Raw genomic sequence first — 25,442 nt, 5'->3', positions numbered from 1 at the left:
GGTTACGCATATGGCAGCAATTACTTACGAGCATATTAAGACATGCAAGCAGTCGGGAGCCCGGCTTGGAAGAGTTCACACCCCCCATGGGGTTATTGAAACACCGACTTTTATGCCGGTTGGCACTCAGGCAACGGTCAAGACGATGAGTCCTGAAGAACTGAAGGATATGGATGCTCAGATTATTCTGAGCAACACCTATCATCTGTTTCTACGCCCTGGACATGACATCGTTCGCGAAGCCGGAGGGCTTCACAAGTTTATGAACTGGGATCGTCCAATCCTTACGGACAGCGGGGGGTTTCAGGTGTTCTCGCTAAGCGAGATGCGCAAAATCACGGAGGAAGGCGTGCATTTCCGTTCCCATCTGAACGGAGATAAGAAGTTTCTGTCGCCGGAGGTGGCGATAGAGGTGCAGAATGCGCTTGGTTCCGATATTATGATGGCTTTTGATGAATGCCCGCCTTATCCGGCAGAATACGATTACGTTAAAAAATCGCTGGAGCGGACAACGCGCTGGGCGGAGCGGTGCCTGAAAGCCCATGCCCGTCCTCATGATCAAGGCTTGTTCGCTATCGTTCAGGGCGGGATGTTCGAAGATCTTCGGAAGCAGAGCGCTGCTGAGTTGACTTCCATGGATTTCCCGGGGTATGCTATTGGAGGACTCAGTGTCGGAGAGTCCAAGCAGCTTATGTATGAAGTGCTGGATTATACGGTTCCGCTGCTGCCGCAGGACAAGCCGCGCTATCTGATGGGCGTAGGTTCCCCTGACGCGCTGCTGGAAGGCGCAATCCGGGGTGTGGACATGTTCGATTGTGTGCTGCCGACCCGCATTGCCCGCAATGGAACGACGATGACCAGTCAGGGAAGACTCGTTGTCCGAAATGCGCAGTATGCCCGTGATTTCGGGCCGCTTGATCCGGAATGCGGCTGTTATACCTGCCGTAATTATTCGCGTGCGTATTTACGTCATTTGATTAAGAGCGACGAGACCTTCGGACTTCGTTTGACAACCTACCATAATTTGTACTTCCTGTTGGAACTGATGCGTAAGGTGCGTAAAGCCATCATGGAAGACCGGCTGCTGGATTTTCGCGATGAGTTTTTCGCACAATACGGTTTAAATGATAATTCAAAAGGTTTCTAAAGTGCTGAATTGTGCTTTATGACGATTTGAAAGGGGGGTGAAATATGTTTCAATATGCTGCGGCAAACCAGTCCTCAAGCATTTTAGGGCTTGTTGGTCCGTTTGTCCTGATGTTTGTCGTGTTCTATTTTCTGTTGATCCGTCCTCAGCAGAAGAAGACTAAGACGCGGAATGCCATGCTGAGGGCTTTGAAAAAGGGTGATAAGGTGGTTACAATCGGCGGCCTGCACGGTACGATTATGGAGATTTCCGACGATACTGTGGTTCTCCGGGTGAATGATGTGACGAAGCTAACCTTTGACCGGGGTTCGATCAGCCATTCCATTACAACGGAAGCGGATTCAAAGGAATAAAAGAGCCTAATCTTATTGACAAAGCGGCATGCTTTCCAGAAACGGGAAGCATGCCGCTTTTGTTAAGATTAAAGCATCTTTACGTTTTCAGTGGAGCTGAACGCTTCTTTCGTTTCCATATACTTAAAGCCATTGTTCCAGAAAAGGACATTCAGAATAACCAAAACTGCGGCATAGACGTATATCCCAAAGGGAAAAAGACTGGCGGCATAGTGCATACCGGCAAAAGCGCCCAGGATGAAAATGGCAGGGAGAGTCTTACTCATCCCCATCTGCTGCAAGTTCTTGAACGATTCGGAAAAAGGCAGCCCGCGGCCGTTCATGCGATAGGTGATCGCTGTATATAAGATTATGACCAGCAGAACTGTAATCAGATCGGGTAAGATCCGCAAGCTGAATATTAGGAGAAACACAATACCATCAAGCAGGAATAGCGGCAGGAACAGCCTGGTAATCGTAGCCTTTATTGCACCTTTATGTATAGCGTTGATGTCCTTCAAAGGAAGGGTACGGTAAATATAAGAGCCTTTATAATTGCCCGAATAGCGCAGCAATGCTACCACCGAAGGCATAAACAGAGCGGTAAAATAAATGAATAAATACATGGAACTGCGGGAAAGGGCAGCCCAGGACGAATCCGAAAGATTATTCAGGATGAAAATATAAGGAAAGATCACTGCAAGTCCCAGCAAAGGGTATGCTTTTAGCTTAAATTCCCTTTCTCTGGACATCATCTGCACCGAAAAACGATAAAAGATCGCTTCATCGCGGCTGCGGCACAGCAAACGGGCAAGGGATAGATGTAAACCTCGGGTTTTCCGTTTTTCATATTTGCCGCTGTCGGCCATTTTTTGCAAATAGCGCTCAAAAGAACTTCCGAACCGGATATATACGATTGCGCACAACAATGGGACAATCACGGACAGGGCGGATAGGACAAGGACTGAAAGTCTGGAATTCCCTTGAAGCAGCCACTCAAATGGGGCAGCGAACCAGAACGGGGGCAGCAGAAAATGCCACCAATTCACCGTAAAGCTTGCATTAAAATTGATGATATCCAATACACGAAACATGATTTGATAACCAATCGTGAGCGCGACAGACAGTCCGATTTGCACATAGTTGATAATATCTTTAAGCTTCTCTCCGTCAAAAAATTTGAGTACCAGCAAATACATCAGCGCGGTCGCGACAACGACAAAGATATCGGCTGCGATTAATTCAAACAGGAATAGCACAAAGAACGGCAGTCCATGTCTAAACAGAGACACAAGCAGCGGTATAATGGTCAGTGAAGCGGTTAACGAGACCAGGTAGCTGAGAATATGCACCATTTTGGCGGCAGCGAGCGTTCGGGCATCTACAGGTTTGGTGTGCAGGATATGCCTGTCTTTTAGATCGAGCAGCACGGAAGAGAAATCGGATATCATCGTGGTAGTCAGAAGGAATAGGATTATACTGAATACGATTCCCGCCTGAAGCATATAGTTGTTACCCAGCAGCAAAACAGGTGTTATGCCAATTGCGCCAAGCAGCCCGTATACCCATAGGGATTTGATGGATGACAATGGAGACGCCCCGGAGTTCGTCTGTTTTAATACGTTGCCTTTACGCGTATACTCCGGTTTGCTGCCGCCGGAAGAGTTGGCGAACACAGTGGATGTTCTCCTTTGGTCCATAGTGAGCTTAACCTGCAGAATCCGCCGCAGGATGTCGTAATCGACGCCCGCTTTTAAGAATAACGGCTTTACTCTGTCTAACAGTTTCAGTGTTAAAAATTCCTTCACCTGCTACCCCTCTTTCACTATGGACACGAACGATTCCGCAATTTCCTCATGATCGCTAAAGCCTGTAAGCTGATTGAAAATCTGTTCGAGTGTTCCTTCTTGACTCTTCGTGCGCAGGTCTTCAAAGCTTCCGTCCGCCACGATTTGCCCGCCGTTAATCAAGACGATTCGGCTGCTTATTTTTTCGACGACATCCATAATATGCGAAGAATAAAAAAATGGTCTTCCCTTGCGCGGCCAGCCGGGCCATAATCTCTTTCACTATCATGACGCTATTTGCGTCAAGACCGCTGAGCGGTTCGTCCAGGAACAGGAGATCGGGATTATGCAGCAGGCTGGATATTAGCAGGGTCTTTTGTTTCATCCCTTTTGAATATGACGAGATTCTCGAATCGAAAGCCTTGTCCAGTCCGAACAGTTCAGCCAGCCGCACTGCTTTATTTTCCGCAGCTCTTGTTTCCATGCCGTATAATTCACCCATGAACGTCAAATATTCCCTTGCGGTCAAAACGTCATATAAATCAGCGGTTTCGGGCACATAGCCGATCCTCTTCTTGTAATTGGTTCCTTCTTCCGCTATGTTCGTGCCAAACAGCTCCACGGTTCCCTGATACCCTTGAATAAGACCGAGCATAATCTTGACTGTCGTGCTTTTGCCTGCTCCGTTAGGACCGATATAACCGATTATTTGTCCGCGTCCTGCTTGCAGGTCAATTCCCCGTAATACATAGCTGCCGCCATAATCCATCCATAAGTCCGAAATGGATAATACACATTCCATAGAGTTCATTTGTCTGATCATCCTTTTTTTAAATTCACTTTATTGTACCCTGCCCCATCATATCCCACAATATGGAAAATGATCAATGTCTATGGCTGCGGCAAACGCAAGCGCTTATAAATTGTTACAAAAAAGAAGAAGCCTCAAAATGAGACTTCTTCTATGAAATGCGCAAGTATGCGTAAAATGAACCGATAGGGTTATGCTAAATCGTGCCTCCCTGGAAATATTCTCGTTTACCGTATCGGGGTAGCTTCACTTTCGACCCGCAGCGCGACCTCGTTCTCGCGGAGCGTAAGCTTGGCAAGTTGAACGCCGAGCGAAGAAGAGAGAATGGCCAGTAAAGTACCGCCTACCATATCGGTGAGCCAGTGAATACCCAGGTAGAAGATGCCGAAAATAATGACAGCGGCCGAAATAGCCGTAACCATCATCCAGCGCCGGTTGCCCGATCTTAGAGCGAGCAGCGCCGTTGTCAAGGAAATGGAAGTGTGCAGGCTGGGGAAGCAGTTGTTAAGTCCGGACAATGCCCGGTACTCCTGTTCAAATCTTGGAAATACATCCAGCATGACGAACCGGACGCCCGCCGGAGCATAGGACCATACCTCGTTGACTGGAAAGTATAAGTAAAAAGGAATAGCAATCGCGTAGTTCAGGATAACGGCGTAGCAGGTTGCATAGACCATCAGACGGTTCTTGTCCATCAGATACACTCCAAGCGATGCGGCCAGCACGGATTGCAGCATGAACACGTAAAAGAACACGATAATCGGGGTCAGCCATGGAGCGTAGAACAGATGCTGTAACTCTTGAACAAAATGCCCTTCGAGACCATACACAAAGCCGGTAAAATCGGAAGTGAGATGCAAATTCTTCTCGATTTGCAATTCATACTTGTTAAGCGCGAGCACACCGGACATTCCGGCGATGAGCAGCACTAATTTGTAGGACCGCAGCAGCTCTTTGGCCAGATAAACAATTGGCGCAAACGGATTTCGGCGGGTTACAAGGCCGATCAGCAGAAAGACCATTATTACGGTAAACAAGGAAACGGTATTCATAGATTGGTAAAGCAAAGCGTTCGAAGCCTCCTTGAATGTGGGGAAAACAACAATAGGATGAAGACAGTGTATCACATTTTGGGAAGCGGTGTTTTAATTTTTAAAATGGAATTATTAAGCTTTCTGGAAATTCACTCCAAACATGCCGCCAAGTGCTCCAATGACCGCAGCAGCTGCTATCCACAGCAGATCGACCGCTTTCAGCGGGCTGTCCAAGGCCAGAAATCCGATCATCAGTACAATGATTCCGTAAAAACCTCCGGTAAGACTGCCTTGGTACCATCCCTTGCGGATCGCACGCTTTCCCGCCGTCCAGCCACCGAAGGCGACAGCCAGTCCATGTACAACGTAGGTGTACAAAGTGAGATCCTGTTCGCTCAGACCGCTTCCCCAGAGCAGCAGCGAAAGAATGAAAGCTCCCAGCAGCATCCACAGAAAAGCGCGGCACAGGCCCGACAGGACGGGACTCCCGATTTTCAGCGAGAACAGTTTCCGTAGCAAATGCATGGATTAACCTCCTTTTTTTACAGGTTGCAAAATCAGTTACTTCATACTATGAGACGGCTTGCCCCAATAGTACATAAAAGCCCCGGCGGGCATTACCAGTAATTGAGCGTGGTCTTCCCGAATGTTACATGGGCTGCGCGGTCAGAATAGGGTTACATTGTTCCGTCCGGCGCTTATTGGTGTTCGGAGGATCCGAAAAAGGAGAGAGAAGCAATATGTTACGGCATATCAGCGCACATATCTTAATGACTTTGCTGATGTATTTCTTCATCTTCCTGAGCATGCGAATTATGGGTAAAAGGGAGATTGGAAAGCTGTCGCTGTTCGACCTTACGATTTCCATTCTGATCGCCGAAATTGCCGTATTCGCCATTGAAGATATAAAGCGCCCGCTGTATGACAGTATTGTGCCGATGGTGATACTGGTTCTGATTCAGGTAGTGCTTGCCCAGTTCAGCCTGAAGAGCCGCAAGCTTAGACTGCTCATAGATGGTAAACCGAGCATTCTAATTGCGGACGGCAAAATTCAGCGCAAGGAAATGCGTAAACTGAGATATAATATTGATGACCTGCTCCTGCAGCTAAGGGGCAAAATATTACCAGTCCGGCGGATGTCGAATTTGCGATATTGGAGCCAACCGGCCAGTTGACCGTGATCGAGAAAAGTAATGACGTCTCCTCTTCCAATCGTTCCGGTAACAGCAATATCCGTAACAACAATATCGGCAGCAGCGAACCAGAAACCAACGGGTTCGGCCAAGATTTCCCCAAAGACAAAATCCGGTATGAAGGGCTGCCGGTGCCGCTGATTATGGACGGCAAGGTACAAGACGATAATCTGGAAATGATCGGAAAAACGCGGTTTTGGCTGAGAAATCAGATTCGGCAAAAAGGCGTCTCGGATTTTCGCGATGTGTTTCTCTGTTCAATCGACCATAAGGGTAAGCTTTATGTGGATCATATCCGTTCCAAGTAGCTAGAGCCAGCGGCCGATAAGCGGAATTTTCTCGAGATCACGCCGTGTAAACAGCCCTGTCAGCAGCGAGATGCCGAGATAAAACGCCATGCCTAGAGCAGAGGCGAACAGAAACTGCACCCACTGCGCCTCGGCTATCGATATGTGGGTGTGTACATACTTTACGCCGGCGCCCATAATCAACATTGCCGCGCCTGTCTTAGCAAGATCGCTAAGCTTCAAGCGAAGAGAAATCAATCTGACGACGCTGAATCCATGCAGCAGGGTGACCAGAATGCTGTTGACGATGATGGCGATCAGAGCGCCATTGATTCCATATTCGGGCCTTGAAGCAAGCAGCAGGATGAGCAGAATTTTTACAATCGCCCCGACCAGCGTATTGAATAATGCCGTCCCCGGCCGTTCCATTGCTTGAAGCACCGCCTGAAGCGGAGCCTGCACGTACAGAAACAGGGCGAACGGAGCCATCATTCGCAGCATCGGAGCGGTGTCCGGGCTGCCATAGAGCAGGCTGCACAGCGGGGAGGCAAGCACATACATAATTACGGCGAACGGCGCACCGGTTACCAGGGCCAGACGCAGCGCCTGATGAATCCGCTTATGGATCGACCGAAGATCGCGGCGGGCCGAGGCCTCGGACAGCGAGGGCACCAGTGAGACGGCGAGTGCGCTGGTGAGCGCCCCCGGCAGCAGGATCAGAGGGATAACCATCCCCTGAAGCGAGCCATACTGAGCGGTTGCGAGCGAGGTGGCAATTCCCGCCATGGCCAGGCTGCGGGCGGTAATAATCGACTCCAGCAAATAAGAGAACGAGCCGACAAGTCTTCCGGCAGTTACTGGAACGGAAATGCCAAGCAGGCGTCTCAATATTCCTCCGCTGTGGTCAGCGTTGCCTTCGCCGGGAGGTTGTTCCGCAGTCTCGACCGGCGCGCTGTTTTGCTGGCCAGGCTGCGGGTTGTCCTTTTTTTCACCAAAATGGTACTTAATCAGCAGCACGAGCATCCCCATAATTTCACCTACGGTAACCCCAAGCATTGCGCCTGCTGCGGCAAAGGAGATGCCCTTGGGCAGCAGTAGCCACGAGAACCATAGCATGAAAATAATGCGCGTTACCGTCTCCAGAACGGAAGACAGCGCAGAGGGAATCATGTTCTGCAGACCTTGAAAATACCCGCGGTATACGGCGGAAACGGCGACAATGGACAGCATCGGAGTCATGGCGATAAAAGTGTAATATACGCGGCTGTCTGTCAGAATCGAGGTGGATACCCAGGAAGCCCCCGCCAGGGCGATTCCCGTAAACAGAATGCCAAGCGAGACGCTGAGCGCCAGAGCCGTATGCAGGATGCGCCGCGACCGCTCCGGCTGATTTCTGCTCTCGGCTTCCGCCACCATTTTGGCAACAGCTAGCGGAATTCCTCCGGCTATGACAGTTACAAGCACTAAAAAGAAAGGATATCCAAGCTGGTACAAGCCGACGCCTTCGGCTCCGATTACACGCGGCAGAATGATGCGCGGAATGAAGCCCAGCATCCGGTTGACAATACCCGCTGTTAGCAGGATCAAGGTTCCATAAATAAAGCTCTGCCTCTTCGGTTTCCTCAAACGGCATTCCTTCTTCCCGGGGTGAAATATATCGCCGAACGTTGTCCTATTAAATGGATATGCCGTATCTGATCGGACATGACTCGCATCCTCGCATAACATTTTGGCCGCAAAGCAGGAATGCGGGGAAGAAGGTCGAATACTTAACTTGAGAAAAATTCATGGACCAGGTTTATAAGACGGCTGGAGGTGTAAACACGTGGAATCGGAGCACGATAATCAAGAGGTGCTGGACAAGGAGCTCGAGGCCATGTGCCGCAGCAAGGCTGAGGAATTCCGGCTTCTTGGGTATGAATATGTAACTGCCAAGGATATCTGGGAGTGTGTCAGCCGCAATTACGCCAAGGAAGGAACGCCGCAGATCCATAGAATTGTGAATGATATCTATTCTTTGAAAGTGACAACTTACATGAATTACTTGACTATTTCCGCCTATAAAGGACTGAAATAATCGCGAGGGATTTTTGCAAACGGCTTCACAAAGGCGTAAAGTAAAAAAGTGCCGACTTCATAGCTTTCCCGGAACGGATGGCTTGCCGCATTGTAACAAAAGCGGCTGAAGCCTCCGTTTCTTTTTGATAATATGGAGGATGTTGTTCATCTTAGCTTGAATTGACGCTCATTTGGTGCGTCGCTATAATAGGAATATTGAGTTTAAGAAAGGGGAACTAGCAAGAGCATGAAAAGACTTCTGAGCTTTATCATTACCGTGCTAGTCTTGGCGGCCGTTATGGCGGTATCGACTCCGGGGCTGCTCGACAGAGTGCGGTTGGGTCTTGATTTGAAAGGCGGCTTCGAAATATTGTATCAAGCCCAGCCTTCCGAGCAAGGCCAGGAAGTGACCCGGGCTTCCCTGCTGCAGACCGCTGCAAGCCTGGAGAAACGGGCCAACGTACTGGGAACAAGCGAACCTGAGGTTACCACCGAAGGAACGGATCGCATCCGTCTGAAAATCGCCGGTGTTACCAATGAGGCTGAGGTTCGTGAGAAAATGAAGGAACCCGCGGTGCTTACTTTCCGCAGCGCCGCCCCAGGCGACGCCGAAGGAACGTACAGTAAAGTCGAGCTGGTGGGCAGCGACTTCGTTGAGAACGCCGCGACCGTCGGCCGCGACAACCTGAATCAGATCGAAATCAGCATCAAGGTTAAAGATAAACAGAAATTTGCGGAAATTACGAAGCGACTGCTCGGCCAGCACCTCGCAATCTACCTGGACGAGACGAAGCTCTCCGATCCGTTTGTCAGAGCGGAGCTTACGGACGGAACGGCATCGATTTCGGGCAATTATACAATTGAGGAAGCCCGGAATCTGGCCGATACGATCAATCTCGGGGCTCTGCCGCTGAAGCTGACGGAGAAATACTCCCAAAGCGTAGGGGCGACTCTTGGCAAGCAGTCCCTGGATCAGACGATTAAAGCCGGCCTGATTGGTTCGGTATTTATTCTGATCTTTATGATCGGCATGTACCGTGTTCCTGGCCTGATCGCCAGCTTTGCCTTGATTCTGCATACATGGCTGCTGATTCTGGTCTTCGTGGTTGCCGACTTTACCTTGACGCTTCCGGGTATAGCGGCATTCATACTCGGGATCGGGATGGCGGTTGACGCCAACATTATTACAAATGAACGAATTCGGGAAGAAATGCGGAGCGGCAAGAGCATCATGTCCTCCGTCAAGGCAGGCAGCAAGTCTTCCTTCCGTACCGTCATGGACTCGAATATCACCACGATTATCGTCGCCGCCGTCATGTTCGCTTATGGTACAGGCTCGGTAAAAGGCTTCGCGCTCGTGCTGATTGTAGAAATTCTGCTCAGCATATTTACAAACCTTTATTTCGCCCGCTGGCTGCTTAATATGCTGGTTAAGGCCGGCAAGCTGAGTAAGCCGAAGCAATTCGGGGTAAAGGAGAGTGAAATCAGTGCGCTTTAAGAAAGAGCTTGATTACGTTCATTTGAGCAAGTATTTTTACATTTTCTCCATCACGCTTACGATTCTGGGGATTATATTCCTGGCCGTATTAAATCTGAACTACAGCGTCGATTTCAAAGCCGGCTCCAACGTTGACGTTTCCCTTTCCAAGAATTTGACGGTGGACCAGATTCGTACGGCTGTCGCTAACATTGGAACGGATCATGAGCCGGATATTACACCCGGAACGCAGCGCGTGACCATCCGCTATGACAAAGAGTTGACAAGTCAGCAGGATGCCGCGCTGAAGAGCGCCATTACCAAGCTTGACGACAAGGCGTCGTTTGAAGTCAACACCGTCGATACCGAAATGGCCAAGGAGCTTGCCCGCAACGCGATTTATGCGGTTCTCATTTCCTGCCTGGGCATTATTGTATATGTCAGCATCCGTTTTGAGTGGCGCTTTGCGATAGCTGCGATCGTCGCTCTTATCCATGACGCGTTCATGGTCGTTGCCGTATTCTCCATTTTCCGGCTGGAAGTGGACCTGACATTCATTGTTGCGGTATTGACGATCATCGGTTATTCAATCAACGATACGATCGTTATTTTTGACCGGATTCGCGAGAACCTGCGTTTCGGCAAGCAAAAGACCTACGACGATCTGAAAAATCTGGTGAACAAGAGCGTATCCCAGACTATCATGCGTTCGCTCTACACCGCCTTTACCGTATTCATCGCCGCATTCTTCCTGCTTGTGCTTGGCGGCGAGTCGATCAAAATGTTCTCTCTGGCTATGGTTATCGGCCTGCTGTTCGGAGCTTATTCCTCCATCTTTATCGCGAGCCCGCTCTGGCTGCTGCTGAAGAAGAACCAGAAGTTGAAGTCCAAGAGCAAGCCTGCCAAAGCATAATGAGCTACCAGACGAAGCCGCGTTCATGACGACGCGGCTTTTGAAAACCTGGGGGAGATATCAGGTCTTTATACTCAACACGCGTATATTTGGAAGCGGCAAGGAGGAATCCAGATGAATGAGAAGTACATGTCTCAAAAAGAGCGTGCGGCCTGGCTCGGAATTGCTGGTGATTTTGCGCTGGCTTTGGTTAAGGGAGGCGCGGGCTATTTTTCCGGGAGTAAGGCTTTGATCGCCGATGCTTTATACTCGGGCGCGGATGCCGCAGCGAAGCTGGCCGAAATTCTCCCGTGGCGCGTCGAAGGTAAGGGAAGCCATAAGAAAAGACCGATTGCCCGGGATGGGAAAAGCAAGCGGGAGCCTTTTTTATCCGTAGTGTTTGCAGTGCTCATCTTGATGGGCGGTTTGCAAATCGCTTTTTCCGCAATCCGAGATTTGACGAGCGGTGATTTGAATCCTTCGGGAGAACACGCCCTGTTGACGATCTTTTTGTCTCTACTGGTGAAAGAAGTTATTTTTCAATATCAATACCGTTCGGCCCAAAAAATCGGAAACGGCAGTCATGCCGCCTATGCCGATAATCATCGCTTCAGCCTATACGCTTCGCTGACCGTGTTGATTGGCGTGGCAGCATCCACCATGCTCGGAGGCTACCTGCATCCTCTCTTGTACCTGGACCCAATCGCCGCTCTTCTGGCGGCCTGCCTCATTCTGCGTAAAGGGTATTTGCTTATTCTCAGTACGATTCAAGGCAAGGAAGGCCAAGAGCTTCCGCATGAGGACTCGGTCAGCTTTATCGATACCGTTCAGAAGGTGCATGGAGTCATTCGCGTGGAGCATTTAAAGGCGCTAGAAGATGGACGCTGCGTGAACCTCCATGTGACCATCAGCGTCAATCCGCGAATCACCGTGTTGGAAGCCCGCGAAATTGCGGACTGCGCTAAAAAGCTGCTGCAGCACCGTTTCGTCCACGTTAGCGAGGTTCATATGGATATCGTCCCTTACGAGCCGGGTTATCCTTATAAGACCAACTATGAGCTGGCGGATAGCGAAACGCCGACACTGCTGCAATAACCGGCTTAGTATGAGAGAAAGGTGAACCGCATTGCTTTATTCAAAAACCAAATGGCACTCTCCGGCTGTCGATCCCGTTCAATCCAGGGAATTGGCCCGGAGTCTTTCTGTTTCTCCACTGGTTGCTTCCTTGCTTGCCGCAAGGGGGATGACAGCGCCGGAGGAAGCTCTGGCATTTATTAACGCCGGAACGGAAGAAGAGTATGACCCATTCTTGCTGAAGGGGATGAAGGAGGCCGTTCCCCGGATAAAAAAAGCGCTACAGGAAAAGGAACATATCCTTGTATACGGAGATTACGACGCTGACGGAGTATCCAGCACATCGCTGATGATCCATCTGCTGCGCCATCTGGGGGCTTCTTTCGATATTTATATCCCCCACCGGTCGGTTGAGGGCTACGGACTGCATAACCATGCGCTCGATTGGGCGCTGCAGCAGGGCGTCTCACTGGTTATCACCGTGGATACGGGGATCAGCGCATGCAGCCAAATTGCTTATGCGAACGAGCTGGGAATGGATGTTATCGTAACGGATCACCATGAGCCGCCGGAGGTTCTCCCTGCCGCTTACGCGCTCATTAATCCGAAGCTGCCCGGCTGCCCGTATCCGTTCAAGGGATTGGCCGGAGTGGGAGTTGCCTACAAGCTGGCTCAGGCTCTCCTGGACGGTGAAGTTCCGGAAGAATGGTCGGAGATCGCGGCCATCGGAACGATTGCCGACCTGATGCCGCTGCTTGATGAGAACCGCGTGATTGTGCGCCGGGGGCTTAAGAGCATGCGCGGCTCGAAATATCCTGGGGTTCGGGCTCTGCTTGAAGTGAGCGCCGTAAGCGTGAAGAGTGTGGACGCGGTTAATGTCGCTTTTGCCCTTGCACCGCGCATTAACGCCAGCGGGCGGCTGGATCATGCCGGACGGGCCGTGTCACTGTTGACAACGGATGACCCCGTGGAGGCGGAGCGCCTTGCCGGAGAACTAGATTTGCTGAATAAAGAGCGGCAGATGGTCGTAGAGCGGATTGTTGCGGAGGCTGTCAGCCGTTTGGAGGAGAGACTCAAGGACGGAAAGCTTCCGGGCATTATCGTTCTGGCCGGGGAAGGTTGGAACGTTGGGGTTGTCGGGATTGTGGCTTCCAAGCTGCTCGAGCGGTACTACAGACCGGTGATTATATTGGACATCCATCCGGAGACGGGCTGCTGCAAAGGCTCGGCGCGGTCCATTCCGGGCCTTGACATCTATGAGGCGCTTTCTTCCTGCTCGGAACTCATGGATCACTTTGGCGGGCATCCGGCAGCGGCAGGCATGAGCCTTCATCTGGACAATCTCGAGGCATTTACCGCCGCGCTTGAGGAATTCACTTCAGGCGTCCTGACGGACGAGCATTTAGTGCCTGTCACCGAGGCGGACGGAGAGTATTCGCTGGCTGATTTGACGCTCCAGGCCGCCGAGGAGCTCGAACTGCTGGCTCCTTTCGGCATGAGCAATCCGCTGCCAAAGTTTATTGTCCGGGAAGCGGTGGTGAAGGAGACCCGCACTATGGGGCAGGGTAATCGGCATCTGAAGCTGGTTCTGCAGCAGGGAGGCGCGACGGTCGAAGCCGTCGCTTTCGGCAAGGGGGAGCTGGCGGAGCTGCTTCCCCCAGGTACCGGTGTCGATGTGCTGGCGGAATTGTCGATCAATGAATGGAACGGTTCCCGCAAGGTTCAGCTTATGCTTAAGGATTTGAGTGTCCCTCAGCCTCAGCTGTTTGATTTTCGCGGGGTGCGGGATGCCGCCGCCAGGACGCAGCGCCTGCGGAATTTGCTGCTGCCGCAAACCGGCGGCAAACAAGGTCTGGCCGCGGCCGTGGTCCGTAAGGATTGGCTGAAAGAGCAAGACCAGCCGGAATGTCAAGGGATGACCTTTTGGGTATATGATCAATATAACGGAATTTCTCCGGCAGACAACCTGCCTGGGGATGACGGAAGAAGCGTATCCCTGCTATGCCTGCTGGATATGCCGGAATCGACAGAGCAGCTTGATGCATTGCTGCGTACTTTTCCGGAAGCAGAGAATATTGCACTGCTGCACTCGCTTCGCCAGGAGCGGGAGCGGCTGCTTGTTCCGACGAGAGAGCATTTTAAGATGCTCTATAAATGGCTGGCCGCTATTGCATCCGGTCCGGTTCCGGAACAAGAAGCGCTGCTGCGGCTCAGCCGCAAATCGCCGATGAGTCTGCGAATGCTGAAGATGATGCTTGACGTATTTGAAGAACTTGATTTTATAAGAAGAGAGCAGGGGCAGCTGTCCTTTGTGACCCGGCCTGCCGCCCGGGATCTTACTTCTTCCAGCCATTTTATGCGCCTTAGCCAATTGGCGGAGATGGAGCAATATTTTATGGAAGGAAGTCCGTCCGAGCTGCAAGAATGGATGGAGTCGCGCCGTCTCGGCGCATCCTAAAGCATAGCGGGCGAGAGATCGGGCGGCAACAGGGCTGTATGCTTACAGAACGAAGTGAATTTTGCGAAGCTGACTCAAGATGTGCATGCTATCAAAACTAAGCGAATGCTTCCGAAGCAAGTTTTGCGAAGCTTACTCAGGAAACATATGCTATCAAAATTTTTAGGAGGAGTTATTTTGGACTTCAAAGAAATTATCCGCGTGATTCCGGATTTCCCGCAGCCGGGCATCAGCTTCAAGGATATTACGACACTGCTGAAGGACGGTGAAATGTACCGCGGGGCGATCGATGCGCTGAAAGAACGTGTGGCCCATTTGAAGATTGATGTCATCGCAGGTCCTGAAGCGCGGGGCTTTGTCATAGGGGCTCCTCTTGCCTATGCGCTGGGCGTAGGGTTTGTGCCGATCCGCAAGAGCGGTAAACTGCCGTACGAGACGATTGAAGCCGGCTATGATCTCGAATATGGAAAAGACTCGCTTGCAGTACATACTGATTCGGTTCTGCCCGGTCAAAATGTCCTGATTGCCGATGACCTGCTGGCAACCGGAGGCACGATTTCCACTGCGGTTAACCTTGTCCGCCAATTGGGCGGCAATGTGGTCGGTGCGGCATTTTTGATCGAACTAGAACTGCTGGAAGGACGTAAAAAGCTTCAGGATGTGGAAGTCGTGTCCCTTCTCAGCTACGAGGTTTAATTTTTCGCTGCTTAATGGGAGGAGCTATCTGAAGGATTAACCTCCGGCAAGCAAGCTTTCGCTATTTTCCGGGAAATAAACAGCCGGCAGCCCATGACCGTACTTAAGTGCGGAGGGCTGCCGGCTTTTTGCAAAATATAAAAATATATAAGCTGAGCGCTTATCCATTTGTCTTATATTTCTACGAGAAACGGTGCCTAAAAGCGATACTCGTATCGCTACTTCGGAAGCTTAAGCTGCTAAAAGGACGGCGAAGCCGTTTCTTCTTGTGCTATTATATAGTCTGCTTAAACATCCGCCGCATCGGCCTGTTTGATCTTTTCCTTGTCATTGGACAGCCCAAGAACCTCGAACAGCTTGAACAGCAGCGACAGGACGATACCGATAATCGTGGCAAGCGCCATCCCCTTGAGCTGAACACCGCCAATGGTAAGGGTTGTTCCGCTGATGCCCACCACGAGCACGAGCGTTGCCAGAATCATATTGGTCGGCTTCGAGAAATCGACCTTCTGTTCCACAAAGATGCGGAGCCCGGAGGCGGCGATCACGCCGAATAGCAGCAGCGACACGCCTCCCATAACCGGCAGCGGGATGTTGGCGATGATGGAAGAGAACGTGCCGGAGAACGAGAGTAAAATGGCGATAACCGCCGCTCCTCCGATGACATAGACGGAATAAACCTTCGTAAGAGCCATAACGCCGATATTTTCGCCGTACGTTGTATTCGGAGTTGAACCGACGAATCCGGAGATAATGGTCGAAATCCCGTTGCCCATAAGCGAGCGGTCCAGACCGGGATCTTTGGCAAGGTCTTTGCCCACAATATTGCTGGTTACAAGCAGATGCCCGATGTGCTCGACGATGACGACAAGGGATACCGGAATGATAGTCAGAATAACATGCCAGTCAAAGGAAGGCGCCGTAACGGTCGGGTGGGCAAAAAAATGCGAGTTCGCGATTGCCGCGGTATCGACCCTGTGCATAAGATAAGCCAGCACGTAGCCTGTGACAATTCCGATCAGAATATGGATGATCTTCGGAAAGCCGCGGAACAGAACCGCTCCGATAACCGTCACGCCCAGAGTGACCATCGAAAGGGTAATCGCGCCCGGATCGGGCTTCCAGTCCACAGCGCCGGAAGGAGCAATCAGGCCGGCCATTCCTGCGGCCACCGGTACCAGCTCCAATCCGATTGTGGCAACGATGGCGCCCATTACCGCAGGGGGGAATACGATGTCAACCCAGCCCGTTCCGGCATAGCGTATAATCAGGGCGACAATCACAAAGATTACTCCCGTTACGATAAAAGCGCCAAGAGCAAGCGAGTAGCCGTGATGGTGATCGCCTTGATGCGCAGCCAGAACAGCCGTAACCGGCGAAATAAAAGCAAAGCTGGAACCAAGGTAAGCGGGGATTTTGCCCCGGCAGATTAATATGTACAGCAATGTCCCGATCCCGTTCATCAGCAGAATCATGCCAGGGTCAACCCCGAACAGGTTGGGCACAAGCACAGTGCTGCCGAACATGGCGAACAAATGCTGGAGGCTCAGAAGAAACCCCGGGCCCAGGGGGAGTCTTTCGCCTACTTGAATTTCGTGTTGCAAACCATTCACTCCTCTTTTTGTGTTAAATCTTAACGCGACTTGTAAGGAAAAGCGCCTTAACTAGATTAAATAGATCGCATGTTTTTTTCAACAACATTTTTATAAAGTTCGTTATATTTTTCACAAAATCCTAATAAATCGTTCAGAAATGCCATAGAGTGGCAAGTGTTGACGTAATCCGCCGCAAGCGTCATAATAATAGGAAACTTTCAGTATAAGGGAAGTTATCGGCTTTTTTAAAATGAAAAGAACCGAACCCTGCCTGCGGATGCGCAAAATACGCGGGTTCATTTTATTATAGAAAGGACACGGATACGACGAGTATGGGCATTGAGCGATTACTTGAAAAGGCCGGAGCTTATATAAAAGAAAAGGATCTTCCACGCATACAGGAGGCGTATGAATTTGCCGATCAGGCCCATCAAGGCCAGGTGCGCAAATCGGGGGAGCCGTATATCCTGCATCCGCTTGCGGTGGCCGATATCGTCGTGGGCATGCAAATGGATGTCATTTCCATTATTGCGGCTCTGCTGCACGATGTTGTGGAGGATACGACGGTATCGCTTGAGCAGATCCGTGAGAAATTCGGCGATACTTGCGCCATGCTCGTGGACGGCTTGACCAAGCTGGAACGTATTCGTTTCCGGTCGAAGGAAGAACAGCAGAACGAGAATTACCGCAAAATGTTCATCGCCATGGCACAGGATATCCGCGTCATTGTCATCAAACTGGCGGACCGGCTGCACAATATGCGGACGCTGAAGTATCAATCGGAAGAAAGCCAGCGCCGCATCTCTTATGAGACACTGGAGATTTTTTGTCCCATCGCGGACCGGCTCGGTATTTCGGCCATTAAGTGGGAGATGGAGGATATTGCTCTCCGCTACCTGAACCCTCAGCAGTATTACCGGATTGCCAATCTGATGCATAAAAAACGCGCCGAGCGCGAGCAGTTTATCGACAGCGTCATCACACGTATCCGCGTCAAGCTGGATGAAATGGGCATCGAAGGCGATCTCTCGGGACGGCCCAAGCATATTTACAGCGTGTACAACAAAATGTCGACCAAGAACAAGCAGTTCAACGAAATTTACGATCTGCTGGCGATACGCATTATCGTTGACAACATCAAGGATTGTTATGCCACGCTCGGGATTATCCATACTTTGTGGAAGCCAATGCCAGGGCGTTTCAAGGATTATATCGCCATGCCAAAAGCGAACATGTACCAGTCGCTGCATACGACGGTCGTAGGTCCTGGCGGCGAGCCGACGGAAGTGCAAATCAGAACATGGGAAATGCATCGGACAGCCGAATATGGGATAGCAGCACACTGGGCATACAAGGAAGGAAGCGGCACGTCCGTCAATCCTGAGAACCGGATGCCTTTTTTTCGCGAAATTTTGGAGCTGCAGCATGAAGCCAAGGATGCTTCGGAATTTGTCGAATCGCTCAAAATGGACTTTTTCTCCGATCTTGTCTTCGTTTTTACGCCAAAAGGGGAAGTTATCGAACTGCCTGCGGGCTCCGTGCCGCTGGATTTTGCTTTCCGGATTCATACGGAGGTCGGCAACCGCACGATTGGAGCCAAGGTGAACGGACGGATCGTACCGCTTGACCATAAGGTAAAGACCGGCGATATCGTGGAAATCCTAACCTCGAAGCATTCTTACGGGCCGAGCAGGGACTGGCTGAAGATCGCCCAGTCTTCGCATGCGCGAAGCAAGATCAAGCAGTGGTTCAAAAAAGAGAAGCGCGAGGAAAATGTTGAAAAAGGACGCGAAGCGATCGAGCGCGAGTTGAAACGGATCGGAACAGAGCCGTCGGATTGGATGTCGGACGACAAGCTGCTGGAAGCGGCGAAAAAGTTCGCTTTTAACGACATCGAGGATATGCTCTCCGCAGTAGGCTTCGGCGGTATTACGGCGGCGCAGATTGCTACCCGCCTAACGGAAAAGCTTCGTAAGGAGCAGGAAGAAGCGGCGGCCGCGCATCTGGAGCTGACGACCGAGAAGAAGGAAATCAAAGTTGCCGAGAAGCGCAATCAGCCGACGAACGGCGTACGCGTGAAGGGAATTGACAATCTGCTGGTTCGTTTCGCCCGATGTTGCAATCCAGTGCCGGGAGACGATATTGTCGGTTACGTTACGCGCGGCCGCGGCGTATCCGTACACCGTTCGGACTGTCCGAACATCAAGGCGGAGGAAAGCGAGGAAGCGGCGCGCGTCATCGAGGTCGAGTGGGAAGGCAGCATGGAAGCGAATTACAGCGTTGATATCGAGATTACCGGCCATGACCGGAACGGCCTGCTTAATGAAGTGCTGCAGGCGGTGTCTGAGAGCAAGACGAATATTTCAGCCGTTACCGGCCGTTCCGACAAGAACAAGATGGCCATGATTCATATGACGATTCTGATCCGCAATACGGATCATTTATATTCGGTAGTGGAAAAGGTGAAGCGGGTAAAGGATGTCTACACGGTTCACCGGATTATGCAGTAAGTTTAGGAGTTGTGGCAGCAATGAAAGTGGTTGTGCAGCGCTGTAAGGAAGCGCGGGTCGAGGTTGACGGAAAGACCGCCGGGGAGATCGGCGAAGGCCTGATGCTTCTGGTCGGCGTCACCCATGAAGACACGGAGAACGACGCCAAGTATCTGGCCGGCAAGATCGCCGGGCTGCGTATCTTCGAGGATGAAGCGGGCAAAATGAATCATAGCGTGAGTGAGACGGGCGGATCGATTCTGTCTGTGTCGCAGTTTACATTGTACGGCGACTGCCGCAAAGGGCGGCGGCCGAACTTTATGGCGGCTGCGGCTCCTGCGGAGGCAGAGCGGCTCTATGACTATTTTAACCGGGAGCTTGAGACGCTTGGATTGAAGGTCGAAACAGGCGTTTTTGGCGCGATGATGGATGTCTCCCTGATCAATTGGGGACCGGTTACGCTAATTCTGGACAGCAGGGGATAGCGGAAGCTGTAATATAATTTCGCTTGGGCGGATATGATATGAAACGGATGGCTGAGAGACTTTTCTCGGACCATCCGTTTTCTTGTTGGATAGGCTGCGGACAGCCGGGGCAAACTTCAAATGAATGAAATGCGAGCAAGAAGTCAAGGAGTGCTAAGAATGAGACAGTCGCCGAAAGCCTGGGCTTGGAGAACTCTAGCGGCTTTTCCGGCTGGGAGCTTTGTTGAAGCTTCCGCAAACGCCAAGGAGTCCGAATGGCTAAGCAAGCATGTGCTGAAGGGAAGAAGCCGCAATTTGCTGCCGCGCTCGTGACTAAAAGGGGCCGCAGCAAGCGGCTTTTTTCGAAATACAAGAATCTATAAGCTGAGCGCTTATCAAACCGGGTTAGAAGGACGCCGATTCCGGGTAATAAAACAACGAGACCAAGAACAACAGAAGGGAGATTAAAGCCGTTCCGAGTCAAGGTGACTGGGTGACGTTATGACTCTAAATTAAGGGAGGCGATAATCATGACTAGACGGATTCAGGCTTATTTTAGAACGGAAGATGAGGCGGAAGGAGCCAAGACGGCGCTGCTTTCATTCGATGCGGACGGGCTGGATGTGTGGGCGTTAACCGATCCGCTGGGGCAAGACCGGCGGCTCCTGGTTCCCCTCATGCCGGCGAATAATTTGGCGGGAAGCGGTTCTACCTTTGCAGCTTTCGGTGCGGCTCCTGCGTCAGTACCCGTGGCCGCAGGTGACGTTAACGAAGACAGATCACCGCTGAATGGTGATGATCATCTGGGCAGGGACGATCTCCGCGCAGACCGGATGTACGCTGACGGGGATTTGGACAGTCTGCATTTTGTTATGGAAATTAAAGTGTCGGACGAAGATTTCAACGGGGTGGTGCATACCCTTCGGAGCAAAAATGCATTTGTCGAAATTTTTGATTAAAAATTTTGGAATGGTGTCGGTATAATGGTTTATTAATAAAAGCCTTTTCCATCTTTAGGAGGGGAGGGGCTTTTAAAATACAAAGAAAATAAAACGCTTTCTTTTCTGTAATATAGAAGTAATATTGCATTCATGTTTGCTTAACATAGTGTGTTTATAATAAAGCCATGACCCCCTTTTTTATAATATATAAGATTGGACCTGCGGCAATCGGCTGCAGGTCATTTTTTTTGCCGAGTGATGGGCTGTGAACGCAGCGGGCCAGAGCAAATAAAAATTGCTGAATAAAGTCGCTTCCTTACCTTGACTTTAACGCAGTGGTTCAGTAGAATCTAACAATATACGGCATAATATTGTTTTGATGACGGGACCCAGTAATTCGGCACCCACAACCCCAGAGAGGAATCCCACGTTGATATTTACACTGCCTTCATGAGAAATCAGGCGTTAATATTTACTTGGCTGCAAGGATTCTGTTGATGAGCGAATGAATGACCTCCCCGAGAACGCACGGTGAACAGCGGCGATTGCCGCATCAGTAGCCGCCCTTGCGCGTAGGCGGGCGTTAACCGCTTGAGCGGACCGAAACCTTGTGTTTCCGGCCGGAATGTGGGTGGTACCACGGGTGATCATCGTTAGCGATAATCCCTCGTCCCTGTTGATGAACAGGGCGGGGGATTTTTTAATGGAAATTTCATTGTGGTTAAGGGCATTATCAGGAGGGATCAGCTGTGGCTAAAGAGAGATTTGAGAAGCCGACCGGCACGCAGGATCTGCTGCCAGGCGCGGTGGAAAGATGGCAGTTCGTTGAAGAGAAGGCCAGAGATTTGTGCCGGCGCTTCAATTATCGTGAAATCCGGACCCCGATGTTCGAGCATACGGAGCTGTTCGAAAGAGGCGTCGGCGAGACGACCGATATCGTGGAAGGCGAAATGTACACTTTTAAGGACAAGGGAGACCGGGATCTGGCGCTCCGTCCGGAAGGGACGGCCGGTGTCGTCCGCGCTTACGTACAGAATAAGCTGTACGGAGAGCCGGATGTGAGCAAGCTGTATTATATCGGCCCGATGTTCCGCTACGAGCGTCCGCAGGCGGGCAGATACCGCCAGTTTCACCAGTTCGGCGTGGAAGCATTCGGCGCGGTTGATCCGGCAATCGATGCGGAGGTGATTTCGCTCGGCTACCAGTTCTGCAAGGATCTCGGTCTGAGCGGCGTCCGGGTTGAAATTAACTCCGTCGGCAACATTCCCAGCCGGGCCGCCTACCGCGAGAAGCTGCTCGGTTTCCTGCGCCCGATGAAGGACAGCCTGTGCAGCGACTGCCAGCGGCGCATGGAGCGGAATCCGCTGCGCGTGCTGGACTGCAAGGTCGATCAGGAGAAATTCGTCGATGCCCCGTCCATTTTGGACAGCTTGGATGAAGAGTGTACGGTTCACTTCGCCAAGGTAAGGGCGCATCTGGAAGCTATGGGCGTCGAGTACGTCGTCAATACACGGCTCGTACGCGGACTCGATTACTACACGCATACGGCGTTCGAGTACAAGGCGGCCGGTATCGGCTCCATCGACACGGTCGGCGGCGGCGGGCGGTATAACGGCCTGGTTGCCGAAATTGGCGGACCGGACCAGCCGGGTATCGGCCTTGGCATTGGCCTTGAGCGTATTCACCTCATTCTGGAGAATCAGAAGGTGGAGCTGGGAGCGTCCAAGCCGCTGGATGTATATCTCGTAGCGCTTGGCGAAGAGGCGGAAGCCGAAGTTACCAAGCAGCTGTTCATTCTGCGCAGCCTGGGCTTCTCCGCGGAGCGCGATTATCTGGGACGCAAAATGAAAGCTCAGATGAAATCCGCCGACCGCATGTCGGCGCGCTATACGGCGATTCTCGGCGAGGAGGAGCTGCAGCGCGGAGAGATCGCCTTGAAGTCGATGGCGACCGGGGAGCAGCGCACGGTTAAGCTGGAAGAGCTGGGACAGTATCTTAAATAGGGCGGCAGTATTAACATTAATTCTGTAATCACAAATAGAGATTTTTAATTTGAAAGGGTATGATAAAATCATGCAAAGAAGCCAAACTTGCGGCCAGTTGACGACGGAACATATCGGACAGACGGTTACACTGAACGGCTGGGTGCAGACCCGCCGCGACCTTGGAGGCGTTCTGTTCATTGACCTTCGCGACCGGAGCGGAATCGTGCAGACTGTCTTCAATCCGGATTATTCGGGAGAAGCGCTGCAAATTGCCGACAAGACCCGCAGCGAGTATGTGATAGCGGTCAAAGGCCAGGTAGTCCAGCGCGATCCGGAAACCGTCAACCCCAACCTGCCGACAGGCGAAATCGAAGTGCGCGTGACCGAAATCGAGGTGCTTAACGCCGCGAAGACCCCTCCGTTCTTCATTGAAGACGGCGTGGAAGTGGATGAGTCGCTGCGCCTGAAATACCGTTATCTCGATCTGCGCCGTCCGGAGATGCAGAAGACGCTGCTGCTTCGCTCGAAAGCGGCCAAGATTTTCCGTGATTTCCTTGACGGGGAAGGCTTCATCGACGTTGAAACGCCGATTCTGACCAAGAGCTCGCCGGAAGGCGCCCGCGACTATCTCGTGCCGAGCCGTGTGCATGAAGGCGAATTTTTCGCCCTGCCGCAGTCGCCGCAGATTTACAAACAGCTGCTGATGGTCGGCGGCGTGGAGCGCTACTACCAAATCGCCCGCTGTTTCCGCGACGAGGACCTGCGCGCTGACCGGCAGCCGGAATTTACGCAGGTGGACATCGAGACGTCGTTCCTTTCCCAGGACGATCTGCTTGCCATGATGGAGCGCCTGATGCAGCGTCTGTTCAAAGAGACCGTCGGCGTTGAGCTCGCTCTGCCGTTCCAGCGCCTGACCTATGCCGAGGCGATGGGCAAATACGGCTCGGATAAGCCGGACCTTCGTTTCGGTCTGGAACTGATCGAAATGAACGATATCGTCGCCGGAAGCGGCGTGAAGGTGTTCGCCTCCGTCATCGAAAAGGGCGGGGAAGTAAAATGCCTTAACGCCAAAGGCTGCGGCACCTGGACCCGTAAGGAAATCGACGATCTGGGACCTTACGCGGCCCGTTACGGCGCAAAGGGCCTGGCCTGGATTCAAGTCAAAGAAGGCGAGTTCCGCGGCCCAATCGTGAAGTTTTTCACCGAGGAAGAGATTGCAGCCGTTAAAGAACGTACGGGAGCCGAGGAAGGCGACCTGCTGCTGTTCTCTGCTGACAACAAGAAGATCGTCGCCGATGTCCTCGGTGCGCTCCGTCTCAAAATCGGCCGCCAGCTCGGCCTGATCGACGACAGTGTGTACAAATTCGCCTGGGTGACCGACTTCCCGCTGCTCGGCTATGACGAGGAACAGAAGCGCTATGTGGCGGAGCATCATCCGTTCACCCGTCCGCGCGAAGAAGACGTAGCCCTGTTCGAGACCGATCCCGGCGCAATCCGCGCGCAGGCTTACGATATTGTGCTGAACGGCTACGAAGTCGGCGGCGGCTCGATGCGGATTTACAAGCGCGATGTGCAGGAGAAGATGTTCGACGCGCTCTCACTATCCAAAGAAGAGGTCCAAGATAAATTCGGTTATCTGCTGGACGCGTTTGAATACGGCACGCCTCCTCACGGCGGCATCGCCTTCGGTTTCGACCGGCTCGTGATGCTGCTGGCAGGCCGCAATAATCTGCGCGAAACGATCGCCTTCCCGAAAACGGCCAGCGCGACCGACCTGCTGATGGACGCTCCGTCCCCGGTTAAAGACGCACAGCTGGATGAGCTGCATATCAGAGTGGCCATCAAGGAAAAGGCCAAGAAATAGGAGGCTGACATCATGCTGCATCAGTTCTCGCGTACCGAACTTGCGATCGGACCCGAGGGTCTGGAAGTTATGAAAAACAGTACGGTAGCCGTGCTCGGCATCGGCGGCGTCGGCTCCATTGCGGTGGAGGCCCTGGCTCGTACGGGCGTTGGGCGCATTATTCTGATTGATAAGGATGCAGTCGATATCACCAACATCAACCGCCAGATTCACGCGCTCACCACGACAGTCGGCCAGAAAAAAGCGGATCTGATGGTGGAGCGGGTCAAGCTGATCAATCCGGAATGCGAAGCGATTGCGCTCAACATGTTCTATACCGAAGAAACATATGAGGAACTGTTCAAATATAAGCCGGACTACGTCCTGGACGCATCGGACACGATTCATTATAAAATCCATCTGATCAAGGAATGCCTCGCCCGCAAAATCCCGATGATTTCAAGCATGGGCGCGGCCAACAAGATGGACCCGACCAAATTCCAGGTTGCCGACATCTCCAAGACAACAATGGACCCGATTGCCCGCGTTATTCGTCAGAGACTGCGCAAGGACGGTATTAAGAAAGGCGTTAAGGTCGTGTTCTCAACCGAGGAGCCGATGAAGCCGCGTCAGGATGTGACGGATAAGATCGTCCCCGAGAACGCGCCCGAGATCCGGAAAGCGAAGCAGCCGCCGGCGAGCAACGCGTTCGTGCCGCCTGTGGCGGGGCTGATTATGGTCAGCGTCGCCGTTCGCGAGCTGCTGGAGGCCGGTGGAGTGAAAATTTAAGATAAAACCAGGCAAGGGCGAGCGCCGAAATATGGCGGCTCGCTCTTTTTGCTGAAGATAGATAAGGTATAGCGTTTGCTCCACACCTGT

General features: G+C 51.9%; 20 protein-coding genes and 2 pseudogenes. 16 read left to right on the top strand and 6 right to left on the bottom strand.

Annotation, left to right across the window (positions count from 1 at the left end):
* Positions 1 to 10: 10 nt before the first annotated feature.
* The gene (gene tgt, locus VK70_RS15790; RefSeq protein ID WP_025695226.1) at positions 11 to 1,147 is read left to right on the top strand and encodes a tRNA guanosine(34) transglycosylase Tgt; all 1,137 of its coding nucleotides are present in this window, start codon (positions 11 to 13) and stop codon (positions 1,145 to 1,147) included.
* A 44-nt stretch (positions 1,148 to 1,191) separates the two neighbouring features.
* A complete protein-coding gene (yajC, locus tag VK70_RS15785; protein ID WP_025695227.1) occupies positions 1,192 to 1,500 on the top strand; it encodes a preprotein translocase subunit YajC in 309 nt (102 codons plus the stop codon).
* A 68-nt stretch (positions 1,501 to 1,568) separates the two neighbouring features.
* Here the strand turns inward: yajC and VK70_RS15780 are convergent, their stop codons facing one another.
* The 4 genes and pseudogenes from VK70_RS15780 to VK70_RS15765 all read right to left on the bottom strand — a co-directional run bounded on the left by VK70_RS15780 (position 1,569) and on the right by VK70_RS15765 (position 5,636).
* Entirely contained in the window at positions 1,569 to 3,287 is a 1,719-nt protein-coding gene (locus tag VK70_RS15780) for a hypothetical protein (protein WP_025695228.1), read from the bottom strand.
* 3 nt (positions 3,288 to 3,290) lie between these two features.
* Positions 3,291 to 4,077 (bottom strand): annotated as a pseudogene (locus VK70_RS15775) (ABC transporter ATP-binding protein).
* 227 nt (positions 4,078 to 4,304) lie between these two features.
* Positions 4,305 to 5,144 carry a phosphatase PAP2 family protein gene (locus tag VK70_RS15770; protein WP_025695229.1) on the bottom strand — a complete coding sequence of 280 codons (840 nt, stop codon included), beginning with the start codon at positions 5,142 to 5,144 and terminating at the stop codon, positions 4,305 to 4,307.
* Between the two features lie 99 nt (positions 5,145 to 5,243).
* Complete coding sequence (locus VK70_RS15765; protein ID WP_025695230.1) at positions 5,244 to 5,636, bottom strand: TIGR04086 family membrane protein; 393 nt, start codon at positions 5,634 to 5,636, stop codon at positions 5,244 to 5,246.
* A 215-nt stretch (positions 5,637 to 5,851) separates the two neighbouring features.
* Here VK70_RS15765 and VK70_RS15760 point away from each other — a divergent pair.
* Positions 5,852 to 6,612, top strand: a pseudogene (locus tag VK70_RS15760) (YetF domain-containing protein).
* On the opposite strand, the gene spoVB reads toward VK70_RS15760, so the two are convergent.
* The gene (gene spoVB, locus VK70_RS15755) at positions 6,613 to 8,217 is read right to left on the bottom strand and encodes a stage V sporulation protein B (protein ID WP_025695232.1); all 1,605 of its coding nucleotides are present in this window, start codon (positions 8,215 to 8,217) and stop codon (positions 6,613 to 6,615) included.
* Between the two features lie 199 nt (positions 8,218 to 8,416).
* Here spoVB and VK70_RS15750 point away from each other — a divergent pair, with 199 nt between their 5' ends.
* The 6 genes from VK70_RS15750 (at position 8,417) to VK70_RS15725 (ending at position 15,246) form a co-directional block, all read left to right on the top strand.
* The gene (locus VK70_RS15750) at positions 8,417 to 8,668 is read left to right on the top strand and encodes a post-transcriptional regulator (RefSeq protein ID WP_025695233.1); all 252 of its coding nucleotides are present in this window, start codon (positions 8,417 to 8,419) and stop codon (positions 8,666 to 8,668) included.
* A 228-nt stretch (positions 8,669 to 8,896) separates the two neighbouring features.
* Positions 8,897 to 10,147, top strand: coding sequence for a protein translocase subunit SecD (gene secD / locus VK70_RS15745; protein ID WP_036639918.1), 1,251 nt, complete (start codon positions 8,897 to 8,899; stop codon positions 10,145 to 10,147).
* Complete coding sequence (secF, locus tag VK70_RS15740; protein ID WP_046723497.1) at positions 10,137 to 11,039, top strand: protein translocase subunit SecF; 903 nt, start codon at positions 10,137 to 10,139, stop codon at positions 11,037 to 11,039. The genes secD and secF overlap by 11 nt, the downstream gene beginning before the upstream one ends.
* Before the next feature lie 114 nt (positions 11,040 to 11,153).
* Positions 11,154 to 12,113, top strand: a complete 960-nt coding sequence (locus VK70_RS15735) for a cation diffusion facilitator family transporter (protein WP_025695234.1) — start codon at positions 11,154 to 11,156, stop codon at positions 12,111 to 12,113.
* A 31-nt stretch (positions 12,114 to 12,144) separates the two neighbouring features.
* Positions 12,145 to 14,550 (top strand): single-stranded-DNA-specific exonuclease RecJ, encoded by a 2,406-nt coding sequence (gene recJ / locus VK70_RS15730; protein WP_025695235.1) that lies wholly within the window; start codon positions 12,145 to 12,147, stop codon positions 14,548 to 14,550.
* A 177-nt stretch (positions 14,551 to 14,727) separates the two neighbouring features.
* Positions 14,728 to 15,246 carry an adenine phosphoribosyltransferase gene (locus VK70_RS15725; protein ID WP_025695236.1) on the top strand — a complete coding sequence of 173 codons (519 nt, stop codon included), beginning with the start codon at positions 14,728 to 14,730 and terminating at the stop codon, positions 15,244 to 15,246.
* Between the two features lie 287 nt (positions 15,247 to 15,533).
* Here VK70_RS15725 and uraA read toward each other — a convergent pair whose 3' ends face one another.
* Positions 15,534 to 16,850 carry a uracil permease gene (gene uraA, locus VK70_RS15720; RefSeq protein ID WP_025695237.1) on the bottom strand — a complete coding sequence of 439 codons (1,317 nt, stop codon included), beginning with the start codon at positions 16,848 to 16,850 and terminating at the stop codon, positions 15,534 to 15,536.
* A 323-nt stretch (positions 16,851 to 17,173) separates the two neighbouring features.
* Between uraA and VK70_RS15715 the strand changes: the two genes are divergently transcribed.
* The 7 genes from VK70_RS15715 (at position 17,174) to VK70_RS15690 (ending at position 25,352) form a co-directional block, all read left to right on the top strand.
* The gene (locus VK70_RS15715) at positions 17,174 to 19,351 is read left to right on the top strand and encodes a RelA/SpoT family protein (RefSeq protein WP_025695238.1); all 2,178 of its coding nucleotides are present in this window, start codon (positions 17,174 to 17,176) and stop codon (positions 19,349 to 19,351) included.
* 20 nt (positions 19,352 to 19,371) lie between these two features.
* On the top strand, positions 19,372 to 19,815 hold the full coding sequence (gene dtd / locus VK70_RS15710; RefSeq protein WP_025695239.1) for a D-aminoacyl-tRNA deacylase: 444 nt from the start codon (positions 19,372 to 19,374) through the stop codon (positions 19,813 to 19,815).
* Between the two features lie 159 nt (positions 19,816 to 19,974).
* Positions 19,975 to 20,127 carry a hypothetical protein gene (locus VK70_RS28365; protein ID WP_155986893.1) on the top strand — a complete coding sequence of 51 codons (153 nt, stop codon included), beginning with the start codon at positions 19,975 to 19,977 and terminating at the stop codon, positions 20,125 to 20,127.
* 197 nt (positions 20,128 to 20,324) lie between these two features.
* The gene (locus tag VK70_RS15705) at positions 20,325 to 20,753 is read left to right on the top strand and encodes a hypothetical protein (RefSeq protein ID WP_025695240.1); all 429 of its coding nucleotides are present in this window, start codon (positions 20,325 to 20,327) and stop codon (positions 20,751 to 20,753) included.
* Positions 20,754 to 21,484: 731 nt separating this feature from the next.
* Entirely contained in the window at positions 21,485 to 22,738 is a 1,254-nt protein-coding gene (gene hisS / locus VK70_RS15700; RefSeq protein WP_046723493.1) for a histidine--tRNA ligase, read from the top strand.
* A 70-nt stretch (positions 22,739 to 22,808) separates the two neighbouring features.
* The gene (gene aspS, locus VK70_RS15695) at positions 22,809 to 24,584 is read left to right on the top strand and encodes an aspartate--tRNA ligase (protein WP_025694375.1); all 1,776 of its coding nucleotides are present in this window, start codon (positions 22,809 to 22,811) and stop codon (positions 24,582 to 24,584) included.
* A 12-nt stretch (positions 24,585 to 24,596) separates the two neighbouring features.
* Positions 24,597 to 25,352 (top strand): tRNA threonylcarbamoyladenosine dehydratase, encoded by a 756-nt coding sequence (locus tag VK70_RS15690; protein WP_042207836.1) that lies wholly within the window; start codon positions 24,597 to 24,599, stop codon positions 25,350 to 25,352.
* Positions 25,353 to 25,442: the final 90 nt, after the last annotated feature.

Source organism: Paenibacillus durus ATCC 35681, assembly GCF_000993825.1.
GTDB classification, from domain to species: domain Bacteria; phylum Bacillota; class Bacilli; order Paenibacillales; family Paenibacillaceae; genus Paenibacillus_AQ; species Paenibacillus_AQ durus_B.
Note: the sequence above shows the minus strand (reverse complement) of the source record. Positions and strands in the feature narration are given on the sequence as shown.